The 14,110-nt window shown below is 68.5% G+C and carries 14 protein-coding genes; 4 read left to right on the top strand and 10 right to left on the bottom strand.

The window, feature by feature from the left end; genetic code table 11:
* Positions 1 to 53: 53 nt before the first annotated feature.
* Positions 54 to 563: a hypothetical protein gene (locus tag ACIA8G_RS30925; protein WP_396422201.1), complete on the top strand. Its 510-nt coding sequence runs from the start codon at positions 54 to 56 to the stop codon at positions 561 to 563.
* Between the two features lie 136 nt (positions 564 to 699).
* Here the strand turns inward: ACIA8G_RS30925 and ACIA8G_RS30920 are convergent, their stop codons facing one another.
* From ACIA8G_RS30920 to ACIA8G_RS30895, 6 genes are all read right to left on the bottom strand, one after another.
* Positions 700 to 2,349, bottom strand: coding sequence for an AMP-binding protein (locus ACIA8G_RS30920; protein ID WP_396422200.1), 1,650 nt, complete (start codon positions 2,347 to 2,349; stop codon positions 700 to 702).
* A gap of 186 nt (positions 2,350 to 2,535) precedes the next feature.
* Positions 2,536 to 3,231: a FadR/GntR family transcriptional regulator gene (locus ACIA8G_RS30915; RefSeq protein WP_396422361.1), complete on the bottom strand. Its 696-nt coding sequence runs from the start codon at positions 3,229 to 3,231 to the stop codon at positions 2,536 to 2,538.
* 2 nt (positions 3,232 to 3,233) lie between these two features.
* Positions 3,234 to 4,001, bottom strand: a complete 768-nt coding sequence (locus ACIA8G_RS30910; RefSeq protein ID WP_396422199.1) for a 3-oxoacyl-ACP reductase — start codon at positions 3,999 to 4,001, stop codon at positions 3,234 to 3,236.
* A gap of 27 nt (positions 4,002 to 4,028) precedes the next feature.
* Positions 4,029 to 5,381, bottom strand: a complete 1,353-nt coding sequence (locus ACIA8G_RS30905) for an aldehyde dehydrogenase family protein (protein ID WP_396422198.1) — start codon at positions 5,379 to 5,381, stop codon at positions 4,029 to 4,031.
* Positions 5,378 to 6,076 carry a gamma-glutamyl-gamma-aminobutyrate hydrolase family protein gene (locus tag ACIA8G_RS30900; RefSeq protein ID WP_396422197.1) on the bottom strand — a complete coding sequence of 233 codons (699 nt, stop codon included), beginning with the start codon at positions 6,074 to 6,076 and terminating at the stop codon, positions 5,378 to 5,380. Before ACIA8G_RS30900 ends, ACIA8G_RS30905 begins: the two co-directional genes overlap by 4 nt.
* On the bottom strand, positions 6,057 to 7,397 hold the full coding sequence (locus ACIA8G_RS30895; protein ID WP_396422196.1) for a glutamine synthetase family protein: 1,341 nt from the start codon (positions 7,395 to 7,397) through the stop codon (positions 6,057 to 6,059). The genes ACIA8G_RS30900 and ACIA8G_RS30895 overlap by 20 nt, the downstream gene beginning before the upstream one ends.
* 111 nt (positions 7,398 to 7,508) lie before the next feature.
* Here ACIA8G_RS30895 and eat point away from each other — a divergent pair, with 111 nt between their 5' ends.
* The 3 genes from eat (at position 7,509) to ACIA8G_RS30880 (ending at position 10,226) form a co-directional block, all read left to right on the top strand.
* Positions 7,509 to 8,933: an ethanolamine permease gene (gene eat, locus ACIA8G_RS30890; protein WP_396422195.1), complete on the top strand. Its 1,425-nt coding sequence runs from the start codon at positions 7,509 to 7,511 to the stop codon at positions 8,931 to 8,933.
* A 65-nt stretch (positions 8,934 to 8,998) separates the two neighbouring features.
* Positions 8,999 to 9,862, top strand: a complete 864-nt coding sequence (locus ACIA8G_RS30885; protein ID WP_396422194.1) for a 3-hydroxybutyryl-CoA dehydrogenase — start codon at positions 8,999 to 9,001, stop codon at positions 9,860 to 9,862.
* Position 9,863: 1 nt separating this feature from the next.
* Positions 9,864 to 10,226, top strand: a complete 363-nt coding sequence (locus ACIA8G_RS30880; protein WP_396422193.1) for a hypothetical protein — start codon at positions 9,864 to 9,866, stop codon at positions 10,224 to 10,226.
* On the opposite strand, the gene ACIA8G_RS30875 is transcribed toward ACIA8G_RS30880, so the two are convergent.
* Genes ACIA8G_RS30875 through ACIA8G_RS30860 form a run of 4 tightly spaced genes read right to left on the bottom strand, consistent with a single transcriptional unit; the run spans position 10,223 to position 13,911 of the window.
* Positions 10,223 to 10,807 carry a GTP-binding protein gene (locus ACIA8G_RS30875; RefSeq protein ID WP_396422192.1) on the bottom strand — a complete coding sequence of 195 codons (585 nt, stop codon included), beginning with the start codon at positions 10,805 to 10,807 and terminating at the stop codon, positions 10,223 to 10,225. The two genes, ACIA8G_RS30880 and ACIA8G_RS30875, sit on opposite strands and share 4 nt — an antisense overlap.
* Positions 10,788 to 11,153 carry a DUF742 domain-containing protein gene (locus ACIA8G_RS30870; RefSeq protein ID WP_396422191.1) on the bottom strand — a complete coding sequence of 122 codons (366 nt, stop codon included), beginning with the start codon at positions 11,151 to 11,153 and terminating at the stop codon, positions 10,788 to 10,790. The genes ACIA8G_RS30875 and ACIA8G_RS30870 overlap by 20 nt, the downstream gene beginning before the upstream one ends.
* Positions 11,153 to 11,587, bottom strand: coding sequence for a roadblock/LC7 domain-containing protein (locus ACIA8G_RS30865; RefSeq protein WP_090066952.1), 435 nt, complete (start codon positions 11,585 to 11,587; stop codon positions 11,153 to 11,155). Before ACIA8G_RS30865 ends, ACIA8G_RS30870 begins: the two co-directional genes overlap by 1 nt.
* Positions 11,584 to 13,911, bottom strand: coding sequence for a nitrate- and nitrite sensing domain-containing protein (locus tag ACIA8G_RS30860; RefSeq protein WP_396422190.1), 2,328 nt, complete (start codon positions 13,909 to 13,911; stop codon positions 11,584 to 11,586). Before ACIA8G_RS30860 ends, ACIA8G_RS30865 begins: the two co-directional genes overlap by 4 nt.
* Positions 13,912 to 14,110 lie beyond the last annotated feature (199 nt).

The following is a 14,110-nucleotide window of genomic DNA, read 5'->3' as shown; positions in this document are numbered from 1 at the left end:
ACGAACAGGCGGCTGTCAGGCTCTTATCAGCCGAACGGCGCATTGTTGGTGACATGAGCGAGCAGGGACAGGCGCCCCCTCCGCCAGAACCGGGGGCGCAGAAGAACGAACCGCAGGCTGCCCAGCCTGCACCGGACCAGGCAACGACCCCGCTGCCGGCCGACGCACCGGCCACGCCTGGTCAGCAGCCCACCGCCGAGCAGCCGGCGGCGACATCGGCAGAAGCCCCGGCGGCGCCGGCGACGGAGACCTCGACCGCGGCCGAAGCCCCGGCTGCGGCACCTGTACCTCCCGCGGCCGCCCCGGTGGCCGCCGTACCGGCCGGCCCTGGCCGGGTGAGGCGAATCGCTGGACACCGCGCCACCCAGCTGGTCGCGGTAGGACTGCTGGGACTCGTTCTCGGCGGCGGCATCGTGGGAGCGATCGCGGCCAACCGCTTCGACGACCGCCCCGGCCACGTCCGGATGTACGAGCGCGGCGGCCCGGATCGCGGTGACCGCGGCGGCGACCGCTTCGAGCAGCGCGGCCCGTTCAACGACCGCGGCGACCGCTTCGAGCGGTAACTCCGACCGAGCGCACGACGCACGTTTCTGCCCGATCCCCGACGACGTGCGTCGTGCGCTCCCCAAAACCAGGAACGCGCGCCCCCGCTGGATTAGTCCCCCTCGTTCTGCGGTGGCGTGCGTTCCGCCCAACCCCTCAGTTGCTGTGCGGCTGCGGCCCCAGCCGGATCGCGAGCAGCTGACGCCGCAACACCTTCCCGGTAGCGTTGCGCGGCAACTTGGGCACGACCACGACCTCGCGGGGCACCTTGTGCCGCGCCAGCCGGGTCCGCACGAACTCGCGCAGCTCCGGCACGTCGATCCTGGTCCCCGCCACCGGCACCACGAACGCGCGCAACCGTTGCCCGTACTCGGGATCCGGCACGCCGAGCACCGCCGCGTCGCGCACCCGGTAGTGCGTCATCAGCAGGTTCTCCACCTCGACCGGGTACACGTTCTCGCCGCCGGACACGATCATGTCGTCCTCGCGGCCGTCGAAGTACAGCCGGCCGTTGGGGTCGAAGTGCCCGAGGTCGCCGGTCGCGACGAGCCCGTCGATGCGCTCCTTCTGCGAACCGTCCGTGTACAGGTCGACGGTCAGCGAGCCGCGCACGAAGATCCGGCCCGTCACGAACGACCGGGTGATCCGCTGCCCGGCCTCGTCGTAGATCCGCACGATGCAGTTGTGCGGCGGCATGCCGACGCTCGACGGCGAGGCCATGAGGTCCTCGGGGGTCGCCACGGTGGCGACCGCGACCTCCGTGCTGCCGTAGAGGTTGTAGAGCACCGGTCCCAGCACGGCCTGGGTGCGCTCCACCAGGTCCGGCGCCAGCGTCGAGCCGGAGCAGAACACCACCCGCAGGTGCGAGAGGTCGAACGAGTCCAGCACGGACCGGTCCAGCTCCATGATCCGCTGCAGCATGGTCGGCACCATCACGATCGTGGTGCAGCGCTGGCCCTGCACCGACCACAGCGTCTTGCGCGGGTCGAACCGGCGGTGCAACACGGCACGCGACCCCAGCGACATCGCGAGCGTCAGGTGCGAGTAGCCGACGGAGTGGAAGATCGGCGCGGCGATGAACGTCGACTCGTTCGCCCTCATCGGGATGCGGTCGAGGAAGTCCGACGCCGTCAGCACGGACTTGATCTCGCGGGCCGTGCCCTTCGGCACTCCGGTGGTCCCCGAGGTCAGCTGGATCACGACACCGGGCTCGCGCGGCGGTTCCAGTTCGCCGCGCGGGGCCTTCGCGACCAGCTGGTCCAGCGTCGGGGTGCGGCGGTCCAGGCCGTCGCGCGACCACGCGAGCCAGCGCGGGATCGACGGCGGCAGCTGGTGGAAGAGCGGCGTGAACTCCTCGTCGTGGATCACGAGGGACGCGCGCTCGCGTTGCAGCAGGGCCAGGACGACCGGCGCGCCGAACCCGGTGTTCACCAGGAGCACCCGCACGCCGAGCTTCGCGCACGCCAGCAACGACTCGACCATTCCGCGGTGGTTGCGGCACATCACCGCGACAACGTGCGTGTGCTGCACACCCAGCGCGCGCAACCCCTGTGCGATGGCGTTTGAACGCCTGTCCAGCTGCCGGTAGGTCATCGAACCGCGTTCGTCGACGATCGCGACACCGTCCGGATTCAACCGGACGGAACGGCGCAGCGCCGTCACGTTCGGCCCCCAGATGGCGACCTCTCGCAACGCCTGCACGGACATCTTGAAGTTCGTGAGACTCACCATGCCCGCGGCGGACAAGACACGGAGTGAGTGCACCCGGCCCATGGCGTCGCGAAACACCTTGCGCAACCCTGGCATCAACAGCTCCTCGCGCTGCAAGTCCCCGAGGTATTCGGACGGTAACTGTCCGCAAGGCTCACGCCAAGAGTTGTTCCATGCGGAATGTGCATGACAACAGGACAATCAAGTCTGCAAACGTTTACGCGGCGCCCGGTTCATGCCCGAGACCCTTCCACAGGCGTCCAGAGGCGGGAGTCTGACCGGTCAGACCAAGAAGCCCCGCAGCAGCGACGCCGTTCCGTCGAGGTGTTCGGCCATCGCCTGCCGTGCCGCGACGGGGTCTCCGTCCAAAATGGAGGCGATGATGCGCTCGTGCTGGGCGTTCGAGTGCACCAGGTTCGGCTCGAGCAGCGGGATGGTGTCCAGCAGCTCGTTGACCCGCATCCGCGAGTCCGCCACCGCGGCCGTCAGCGACGCGGACCCCGTGGCCTCGGCGATGGCGAGGTGCAACCGCGAGTCCTTGCGCCGGTACTCGGCGAGTGACGCGGTGGACGCCTCTTCGAGCCTGGCCCGCAGTCCCCGGCGTTCCGCGGGTCCCAGCGAACGTCCCGCCGCGGTCTCGGCGGCCCCTGCCTCCAGGACCTTCCGCAGCGTCAGCGCGTCGTGGATGTCACCGAACTCCTTGCCGGGGGCGGACTTGGGGATTTCGTCGTTGACGAACGTGCCGCCGTACCGTCCCCGGCGCGACTCGACGTAGTTGTTCTCTTGCAAAGACCTGATGGCTTCACGCACGGTCACCCGGCTCACACCGAGCCGGGTGGCGAGTTCTCGTTCGGACGGCAGCCGCTCACCCGGCGCGACGACGCCGAGCCGGATGGCCTGCATGAGCCGTTCGACGGTCTCCTCGAAGGCGTTGCCCGCCCGCACCGGGCGGAACAACGCCTCCTGCGCGTGTTCCATCATTAGAGCGGTGTCACGTACGCACCGGCGATACCGCCGTCCACGAGGAAGTTCGACGCGGTCATGAACGAGGAGTCGTCCGACGCCAGGAACGCGACCGCGGCGGCGATTTCCTCAGGTTCCGCGAACCGGCCGAGCGGCACGTGCACCAGGCGCCGCGCCGCCCGCTCCGGGTCCTTCGCGAACAGCTCCTGCAGCAGCGGCGTGTTGACCGGCCCGGGGGAAAGCGCGTTCACCCTGATCCCCTCGCGCGCGAACTGCACGCCGAGCTCACGCGACATCGCCAGCACGCCGCCCTTCGACGCCGTGTAGGAGATCTGCGACGTCGCCGCGCCCATCGTCGCGACGAACGACGCGGTGTTGATGATCGAGCCCTTGCCGCCTGCCTGCATGTGCGGGATGGCGTACTTGCAACACAAGAAAACCGACGTCAGATTCACCTTCTGCACGCGGTCCCACGCCTCGATGCCCGTCGTCAGGATCGAGTCGTCGTCGGGCGGCGAGATACCGGCGTTGTTGAACGCGATGTCCAGCTTCCCGTAAGTGTCCACAGTGGTCTGGAAGAGGGCTTTGACCTGCTCCTCGTCCGTCACGTCGACCTGGACGAAGAGCCCGCCGACCTCGTCCGCGGCGGCCTTGCCCGCGTTCGGGTCGACGTCGGCGACGACGACCTTCGCGCCCTCGCTCGCAAACCTGCGCACGGTCGCGAGTCCGATGCCGCTGCCGCCACCCGTCACGACGGCCACGCGGCCCTCGAGTCGCTGCACCATCTCTGTTCTCCTCAGGTTTGCCGAAAATCAGGTAGCGATGAAGACGTTCTTGACTTCGGTGAACGCGTCGAGCGCATCCGGTCCGAGCTCACGGCCGAGCCCGGACTGCTTCACGCCACCGAACGGTGTCCAATAGCGGACAGACGAATGCGAGTTGACAGACAGGTTTCCGGCCTCGACGGCACGGGAGACCCGGATCGCCCGGCCGACGTCCTGCGTCCAGATCGAACCGGACAGGCCGTATTCCGAGTCGTTCGCGATCCTGATTGCGTCGGCCTCGTCCTGGAACGGCAGCACGACGACGACCGGTCCGAAGATCTCCTCGGTGACGGTGCGGTGGTCCGGCGCGGGCGTCAGGACCGTCGGCGGGAACCAGAAACCAGGTCCGTCCGGCGCCGAACCGCGGAACGCCACGGGCGCGTCGTCTGGTACGTAAGACGCGACCTTGCTGAGGTGCGCCGCCGTGATGAGCGGCCCCATCTCGGTCGCCTCGTCGCCGGGCTCGCCGACCTTCACGCCCTTGACCGCGGGCTCCAGCAGCTCCATGAACCGGTCGTAGACGCTCGCCTGCACCAGGATCCGCGAGCGTGCGCAGCAGTCCTGACCGGCGTTGTCGAACACCCCGTACGGCGCCGTCGCGGCCGCCTTCTCCAGGTCCGAGTCCGCGAAGACGATGTTCGCCGACTTGCCGCCCAGCTCGAGCGTCACCCGCTTCACCTGGTCCGCGCAGCCGGCCATGATCTGCTTGCCGACCTCGGTCGACCCGGTGAAGACCACCTTGCGCACCAACGGATGCGTGACGAACCGGTTGCCGACGACGCTGCCCTTGCCCGGCAGCACCTGGAACACGCCCTCCGGGATGCCCGCCTCCAGGGCGAGCTCGCCGAGGCGGATCGCGGTCAGCGGCGTCACCTCGGCGGGCTTGAGCACGACCGTGTTGCCGGCGGCGAGTGCAGGGGCGAACCCCCAGCCCGCGATCGGCATCGGGAAGTTCCACGGCACGATCACGCCGACGACGCCGAGCGGTTCGTGGAACGTGACGTTCAGCCCGCCGGCGACCGGGATCTGCTTGCCGAACAACCGTTCCGGCGCGGCCGAGTAGTACTGCAGCACGTCGCGGACGTTGCCGGCCTCCCAGCGGGCGTTGCCGATGGTGTGCCCGGAGTTCTCGACCTCGAGCTGCGCGAGCTCCTCGACGTGCGCGTCGACGATCTCCGCGAACTTCCTGAGCAGCCGGGCGCGATCGCCGGGTGCCACGTTCCGCCAGCTCTCGAACGCCTGCTGCGCCCGGACAATCGCCGCGTCCGTCTCCTCGAGAGTGGTGTGCGGTACGGACCGCACGACCTTCTCGGTAGCCGGGTTGATGACGTCGAAGGTCACGCTTTTCTCCTTGCCACAGCTACGAGCGCCTCGAACAGCCTCAGGTCCTCGATCTCCTGCTCCGGGTGCGACTGCACCCCGACGACGAACCGCGCGCCGTCCAGTTCCACCGCCTCGACCGTCCCGTCGGGCGCCTGGGCCGTGACGCGCAGCCCGTCCGCGATCCGGTCCAGCGACTGGTGATGATGGCACTGCACGGTGGTGCGGTCGCCCAGGATCGCGTGCAGTTGCGTGCCGGGAACCACGGTGATGTCGGTGTGCCCGAAGACGCCCGGCGCCTCGTTGTGGCCCTCGATGTGCTGGTGCAGCGTGCCGCCGAGCGCCACGTTGAGCACCTGCATGCCCCGGCACACGCCGAGCAACGGCAGGTCGAGCTTCAGCGCCGCCGCCACGAGCCCGAGTTCGGCGTCGTCGCGGTCCCGGCACGGCTCGCCGGTCATCGGGTGCTTCTCGGCGCCGTACGTCGCGGGGTCGACGTCCGCGCCGCCCGCGATCACCAGCCCGTCCAGGAACCCGATGGTCTCCGCGGTCCAGGTGCCGACCGGCGGCAGCATCACCGGGTTGCCGCCGGCCTGCACCACGCAGTCGAGGTAGACGCGGTGGAGCACCGCGGCTTCCGTGTCCCAGAGCCCGAAGCGGGTGCGTTCCAGGTACGTGCTGATGCCGATCAGCGGCTTAGAGGCGCTCAAAGCCACGAACCTTCTCCCAGTCGGTGATCGCCGCCTCGAACGCGTCGAGTTCGACCTTCGCGGCGTTCAGGTAGTGGTCGACGACCTCCTTGCCGAACGCCTCCTGCGCGATCTGGCTGCCCGCGAACAACTCGGCGGCTTCCTTGAGCGTCGTCGGCACGGTCGGCCGGTCCGAGGCGTAGGCGTTGCCGACGAACTCGTCCTCCAGCGCCAGCTTCTGCTCGACGCCGTGCAGGCCGGCCGCGATCAGCGCCGCCACCGCCAGATACGGGTTCACGTCGCCGCCCGGCACCCGGTTCTCGAACCGCAGCGAATGCCCGTGCCCGACGACCCGCAGCGCGCACGTGCGGTTGTCCCGGCCCCACGCCACCGCGGTCGGCGCGAACGAGCCCTTCACGAAACGCTTGTAGGAGTTGATGTTCGGCGCGAGGAAGTAGGTGAGCTCCCGCAGCCCGGCGAGCTGGCCGGCGAGGAAGTGCTTCATCAGCTCCGACATGCCCTGGCCCTCGGCGAAGACCGGGGCGCCGTCCTTGGCGCGCAGGGACAGGTGGATGTGGCAGGAGTTGCCCTCGCGTTCGTTGTACTTCGCCATGAACGTGAGCGACTTGCCCTGCTGTGACGCGATCTCCTTGGAGCCGTTCTTGTAGATCGCGTGCTGGTCGCACGTGCGCAGCGCCGTCGTGTACTTGAACGCGATCTCGTGCTGGCCGGGGTTGCACTCCCCCTTGGCCGACTCGACGGTCAGGCCGGCGCCCGTCATGCCGTTGCGAATGGCCCGCAGCAACGGTTCGACGCGCGCGGTGCCGAGCAACGAGTAGTCGACGTTGTACTGGTTCGACGGCGTGAGGTTGCGGTAGCCGGCGTTCCACGCCTGCTCGTAGGTGTCGTCGAAAACGATGAACTCGAGCTCGGTGCCGACGTAGCAGTCCAGCCCGAGCGCGGCGAGCCGGTCGAGCTGCTTGCGCAGGATCTGCCGCGGCGAGGCGACGACGGGCTCGTCGTTCTCCCAGACGAGATCGCACATGATGAGCGCGGTGCCCTCCTGCCACGGCACCCGGCGCAACGTCTCGATGTCCGGCTTCATCACGAAGTCGCCGTACCCGCGGTCCCAGCTGGACATCGCGAAGCCGCTGACCGGGTTCATCTCGACGTCGACGGCGAGCAGGTAGTTGCAGCCTTCCGCGGAATGCCCGAGAACGTCGTCGAGGAAGTACTGCGCAGCACACCGCTTGCCCTGCAGGCGGCCCTGCATGTCGACGATCGCGACCAGGACGGTGTCGATCTCACCGGCTTCCACGGCCTCGCGCAACTCCTCGACGGTCAGCATCTCCGCGTTCCTCCAAAGGTATGTCTGCGAGCCATTGGCCGCACCATCTTGACACCACCGGGTGACGAGCGCCACCCTCAACCACTGCTTAAAGGACTATTAGGAGTCCATATGGCCAAGCACGTCGAGTACGAGAAGGTGGGCAGCGAGTACCTGGAGCACCGTCAGCTGAAACGTGGCGCGGCGGGCTGGGTCCTGCTGGCCGGGCTGGGTGTCTCGTACGTGATCTCCGGCGACTTCGCCGGGTGGAACTTCGGCCTCGCCCAGGGCGGCTGGGGCGGGATGCTGGTCGCCACGATCCTGATGGCGACGATGTACACGTGCATGGTGTTCGGTCTCGCCGAACTGGCCTCCGCGCTGCCGGTGGCGGGCGCGGGCTACGGGTTCGCGAGGCGCGCGCTCGGTCCGTTGGGCGGGTACGCCACAGGTATTGCCATTTTGATCGAGTACGCCATCGCACCCGCGGCGATCTCGGTGTTCATCGGCGACTACATCAAGGCTCTGGGGCTGCTGGACGCCACCTGGCCGGTGTACCTCGCGTGCTACATCGTCTTCGTCGGCATCCACCTCTACGGCGTCGGCGAGGCTTTGCGGCTGATGTTCGTGATCACGGGTGTGGCGGTCGTCGCGCTGGTCGCCTTCGTGGCGGGCATGATCCCGAAGTTCGACAGCTCGAAGCTCTTCGACATCGGCGACGGCTCGTTCCTGCCGATGGGCGTCACCGGTGCGTGGGGCGCGATCGTGTTCGCGATCTGGTTCTTCCTCGCGGTCGAGGGCGTGCCGCTGGCCGCCGAGGAAGCCCGGGATCCCAAGCGCGACATGCCACGCGGCATCATCGGCGCGATGATCGTCCTGCTTGTGTTTGCGGCGACCATTCTTCTGTTCGCCCCAGGCGGCGCCGGCTCGAACGCTCTGAAGGAATCCGGCAACCCGTTGCCCGAGGCCGTCCGCGCGGCCTACGGCGGCGACACGTTCCTGGCGCAGCTGGTGAACTACGTCGGCCTGGCCGGCCTGGTCGCGTCGTTCTTCTCGATCATCTACGCCTACTCGCGCCAGCTGTTCGCGCTGTCGCGCGCGGGCTACCTGCCGCGCTGGCTGTCGAAGACCGGCAAGCGCAAGACGCCGTATCTGGCCCTGATCGTGCCGGGCACCATCGGTTTCGCGCTGGCCACGATCATGAAGACGGTCGACCCCGTCACCGGCGGGGCGCGGCTCATCAACATCGCGGTGTTCGGCGCGGCCCTGTCCTACGTGCTGATGATGGTGTCGCACATCGTCCTGCGTAAGACGGCGCCGGAGTTGCCTCGCCCGTACCGCACGCCTGGCGGTGTGGTCACCACGAGCGTTGCTCTGGTTCTCGCCGTTGCCGCCGTCATCGCCACGTTCTTCGTGGACGAGATCGCGGCGGCTGTCACGGCGGGCATCGTGCTGATCGCGGTGGCCTACTACTGGTTCTACAGCCGCCACCACCTGGTCGCCAACGCTCCTGAGGAGGAGTTCGCGGCGATCGCCAAAGCGGAGGCCGAACTGGAGTAGCCCCTGGTTCCAGCCCGCGGGCCGGGACCACCTCCGTTCGAGCCGGTCGTGGCAGGATCAGGCCCGTGAGTGACATTCAACGTGTGGGAGTCGTCGGTTCCGGCCTCATGGGCTCCGGAATCGCCGAGGTGAGCGCCCGCGCCGGCCTCGACGTCATCGTCGCCGAGGTCAACGCGGGCGCGGCCGAGGCCGCGCAGGGGCGGATCGCCTCCTCGCTGGCCAGGGGCGTCAAGTCGGGCAAGCTCAGCGAGCAGGACCGCGACGGCGCGCTGGCGCGCATCCGGTTCACGACCGACATCGGCGAGTTCGCCGACCGGCAGTTCGTGGTCGAGGCGGTCGCCGAGAACGAGCAGATCAAGACCGAGGTCTTCGCCACCCTCGACAAGGTCGTGAAGGACGAGGAAGCGATCTTCGCGTCCAACACCTCGTCGATCCCGATCATGAAGCTGGGCATGGCCACCGGCCGCCCCGAGCAGGTCATCGGCGTGCACTTCTTCAACCCGGTGCCGGTGCTGAAGCTCGTCGAGATCGTGCCCTCGCTGCTGACCGGCGCCACGACCCAGGTCCGCGCCGAGGCGTTCGTGCGCGGCACCCTCCACAAGGAGGTCATCCGCTCGCAGGACCGCGCCGGCTTCGTGGTCAACGCGCTGCTGATCCCCTACCTGCTGTCGTCGATCCGCATGCTCGAGTCGGGCTTCGCGTCGGCCGACGACATCGACAACGGCATGGTGCTCGGCTGCGCCCACCCGATGGGCCCGCTGCGCCTCACCGACCTGATCGGCCTCGACACCACCAAGGCCATCGCCGAGTCGATGTACGACGAGTTCAAGGAGCCGCTGTACTCGCCGCCGCCGTTGCTGCTGCGCATGGTGGACGCCGGGTTGCTGGGGAAGAAGTCGGGGCGCGGATTCCACAACTACGCGAAGTGACGTGAGCTGGACCGTCGACGGCGATCACCTCGCACCGGACGAGGTGGTCGCGAGGCTGCGCGCGAACATCGACGGCGGCCACCTCGAGACGTGGCTGACCAGCGAGCCCGGCCGGCTGCTGGCCTTCGTCACGAACACCGAACGCGCGATGGTGATGCTGCTCGACGGCGAGGGCGACGCCGGTGAGCACGCCGTGACCCCGGAGGCGACGGGGTCGAGCGACGGGTTCGTCCTCGCCAACGGGCAGAACGACGAGTACCCGGACGCGGACACCGTGCCGATCAGCGAGGCGTTCCGGATCGTCGAGCACGTCGTCCGCGAGGGTTCCTGGCCCGCGGACGCGCACCACGTGAGCGATCGCTAGACGGCGGCTTCGAGCCGGTTCATCGAGTGCTGGATCAACCCGACCAGCACCGCCTTAGAAGACTCCCGATCCCGCGCATCGCACAACACCACCGGGATCGACAGGTCGAGATCCAGAGCGTGCCGGACCTCGTCCACCGTGTAGAGCTGAGCCCCGTCGAAGCAGTTGACCGCGACGACGAACGGAATCCCCCGGTGCTCGAAGAAGTCGATCGAGGGGAACGAGGAGTCCAGCCGGCGCGTGTCCACGAGCACGACGGCGCCGATCGCACCGGTCGCCAGTTCGTCCCACATGAACCAGAACCGGTTCTGGCCGGGCGTGCCGAACAGGTAGAGCACCACGCTGGCGTTGATCGTGATGCGCCCGAAGTCCAGCGCCACGGTGGTGGTGTCCTTGCCCTCGACGCCTGCCAGGTCGTCGACGTGCACACCCGCCTCGGTGAGCAGTTCCTCGGTCCTCAACGGCGGGATCTCGGAGACCGACGCGACCATGGTGGTCTTGCCGGTGCCGAACCCGCCCGCGATGACGATCTTGACCGCGGTCGGCACGGTCAGCTGGTCGTCAGATCCCACGAACACCATCCAGTACGGCCTGCAGGAGATCCCTGTTGGGGATCTGGGGAGAGGAGTTCTGCACGATCACGTCACCGCGCTCGAGCAGGTCCGACAGCAGGACCTTCACCACGACGAGCGGGACGTCGAGGTAGGCGGCGACCTCGGCGACCGAGAGCGGGCGTGCGCACAGGGCCATGATCTCGCGATGCTCGACCGTCAGCGACGTCTGGTCGGACGCAACCGTTGACGCCCTTACCTGCGTCACGAGGTGCAGATCTGGCGCGTTCGGCCGGGTGCGGCCGCGCACCATGGCGTAAGGCCGCACCAGCGGCCCCGCGGCCTCGTCGTACCACCAGTCCTCCCGCGCGGTCATCAGCGCGACTCTCGTGCCGAGGGCACGGTCGCCGTTTCTGCGCGCGGGGCCGACGAGAGATAGGTGCCCACTCGCTTGACCAGCATGTTCATCTCGTAAGCGATCATGCCCATGTCGGCGTCCTCTTCACCGAGCACGGCCAGGCACGCACCGTGGCCCGCCGCGGTCACGAACAGGTACGCGTGCTCCATCTCCACGATGGTCTGCCGCACCGCGCCGCCACCGAAGTGCCGGCCGGTGCCGCGGGCGAGCGACTGGAAGGCCGACGCCATCGCGGACAGGTGCTCGGAGTCGTCGCGGGAGAGCCCGGCCGAGCGGCCGAGCAGGAGTCCGTCCGCGGACAGCACGACCGCGTGGCGGGCGCCGACCACGCGCTGGATCAGGTCCTCCAGCAACCAGTTCAGTTCGCCGTGCTGGCTGGCGTTGTCCTTCATGACGAGGGGGCTCCTTCTGATCTCCAGTCGTCGGTCTGCCGTGCGTCACGGGTGCCGCGCTGGAACGCGGCGAGCCCGTCTCGGGTCCGCTCGGCCGACCTTTCGCCGGTCACCGGCTCGGCGTGCGGCACCTCTCCGGTCTCCATCAGCTGCGGTGCCAGGTTCTGGCGCCGCTTTCTGCGGGGAAGCGCGGGCTTCCCGTCCGGGGTGGGTGCCGTGGTCGTTGCTTCGGCCACTGATGCATCTGTTGCGGAAACGGCTGGGGGCGCCGTTGCGTTCAAGGCCGCCTGGATCTCAGGCGTCACCGTGACCGGGAAGCTCGGGTGGTCCTCGATGTGGCCGTGGTGCTGGTCGTGGAACGACCGCACCGGCATCTGCGTGGTCTCGGTGATGTCGCCCGCCGTGTTGTGCGGGGCGACGAGGTTCGGCGGCAGCACGCACAGCGCCACCGTGCCGCCGTAGGGCGAGTCGCGAAGTTCCACCTTGATGCCGCGGCGGGCGGCCAGCCGGGCGACGACGAAGAGTCCCAGCCGGGACTCCCCCCGGAACGCCATCGTCTCGAAGTCCGGCGGGTTGGAGAGCTTCGCGTTGGCCTGGAGGCGTTCCTCCTGCGTCATGCCGAGCCCGTGATCCTCGATCTCGATCACGATCCCGTGCGGCACGGCGCTGGAGTGGACGATCACCTCGGAGCGCGGCGACGAGAACGCCGTCGCGTTGTCGACGAGCTCCGCGAGCAGGTGGATGGTGTCGGCGACGGCGACACCGGCCAGCGCGCGGTCCGGCACCGGGTTGACCCTGACCCGGACGTACTGTTCGGTCTCGGCGACCGCGGCGCGGATGATGTCGCTCAGCCGCACCGGCTTGCGCCACTGCCTGCCCGGCTGCTCCCCGGCGAGGATGATCAGGTTCTCCGCGTTGCGGCGGGCCCGCGTCGCCAGGTGGTCGAGCTGGAAGAGCGAGTCCAGCTGCTCGGGGTTCTCCTCTTCGCGCTCCAGCTTGTCGAGGATCTTGAGCTGCCGGTGGACGAGGCCCTGGTTGCGGTGCGCGATGTCGAGGAAGACCCGGTTCACACCCTCACGGGCCTGCGTCTCCTTCACCGCCGCCGCGACCGCCGTGTACTGGGCGGTGTTGAACGCGTCCGCCACCTGGCCGATCTCGTCGTTGCCGTAGTCCAGCGGCGGCATGTCGCGGTGGACGTCCACCTGCTCGCCACCGCGCAGGCGCGCCACGATGTGCGGCAGCCGTTCCTGCGCGAGCCGCAGGGTGTCCTCGCGCAACGACGCGAGCCGGGTCACCAGCGCCTTGCTGACCAGGCGGTTCGAGATGCGCAACGCCAGCACGATGCCGACCACGACCGCGAGCAACGCGATGAGGCTGCCGATCAGCACGGCGGTGAACCGGCTGTTGGCCTTCTCGAGGCCGAGGTTCGCGGCGTCCTCCGCCTGCCTGGCCGCGATCCGGACGAGCTGGTCGTGCACCGGACCGGTCGCCGCGCGCCACTGCGCCTCGGTGACCGCGGTGTCGCCGTTGATGAGCCGGCTCTCCAGGTCGACCAGGGAGCGGTACTCGCCGCTGGAGCGCAGCGTGTCGTACTGGGCGCGGGGCTGCTGGAGCGCGAACGGGATCGTGGCGTCGACCGTGGAGTGGTAGGCACCGATGAGCCGGACGAACTCGACCCGCTCGGCCGGGGTGAACTTGCCGTTGAGCAGGCCGCGCGAGCCGATCGTGGCGCCGCGGGACATCCAGTCGGCGGCCTGGAAGATCGTGACGGCCTGGATGCTGGCCTGGCCGGCCTCCGCGTCCGGCACGAGGCGCGCCTGGTGGCCGAAGAGCGCGACGCCGGTGTCCATCAGGCCGTTGTAGTAGTCGTAGACCTCTTGCGGGTTCGCGGTGCCCGCCTCCACCTGCGACCGCTGCTGCGGCAGGCCGGTGAGCGCGGAATTCAGGGCGGAGATGCGGTCGACGAGATCCTGCGGCGAATTGTCCGAAAGTTGCGCGAACGCGTCCTGCATCTTGCGCACGGATTCGTCCGTCTGATCCTGCTGCGAGTTCAAGGCGGCCGCGTCGACGCCGCCTGCCTTGCTCAGCAGCACGAGGCTCAGCTGACGTTCCTTCTGGAGCCCGATGAACGCCTCGGCGGACGGCACCGACGCTTCCTTCACGCTCGACGCGATCGACCGCATGTAGAAACCGTCGAAAACGGTGTACGAGGAGAAAACCGCCCACATGACCAGCAAGACGACACTGGGTACGACGATCACTCCGGCCAGCCGTGACCTAATGGTCCGGTAGTTGGTCGGTGTGTAACCGCTCTTCTCGTTCACAGCGCTCTCACGGTCTCCTGTGTCCCACGGCTAGCGCTGCGGGTAACCCGAGTCACTCCTTCGGCTGCAATAAGGTAACAAGTAAAGATCATCGTTACCCAATGACAGCGATCACACGCAGTACGCGGTGGCAGGCTACCCAGTCGAGTGAGCGGTGCAACACCCGGTGCGGGGGTTCTCACCACGCAAGAACCCCCGT

The organism is Lentzea sp. NPDC051213 (assembly GCF_044455585.1).
Taxonomy (GTDB): Bacteria; Actinomycetota; Actinomycetes; order Mycobacteriales; family Pseudonocardiaceae; genus Lentzea.
The sequence above is the reverse complement of the archived record's forward strand: the minus strand, read 5'-3'. Positions and strand labels throughout refer to the sequence as shown.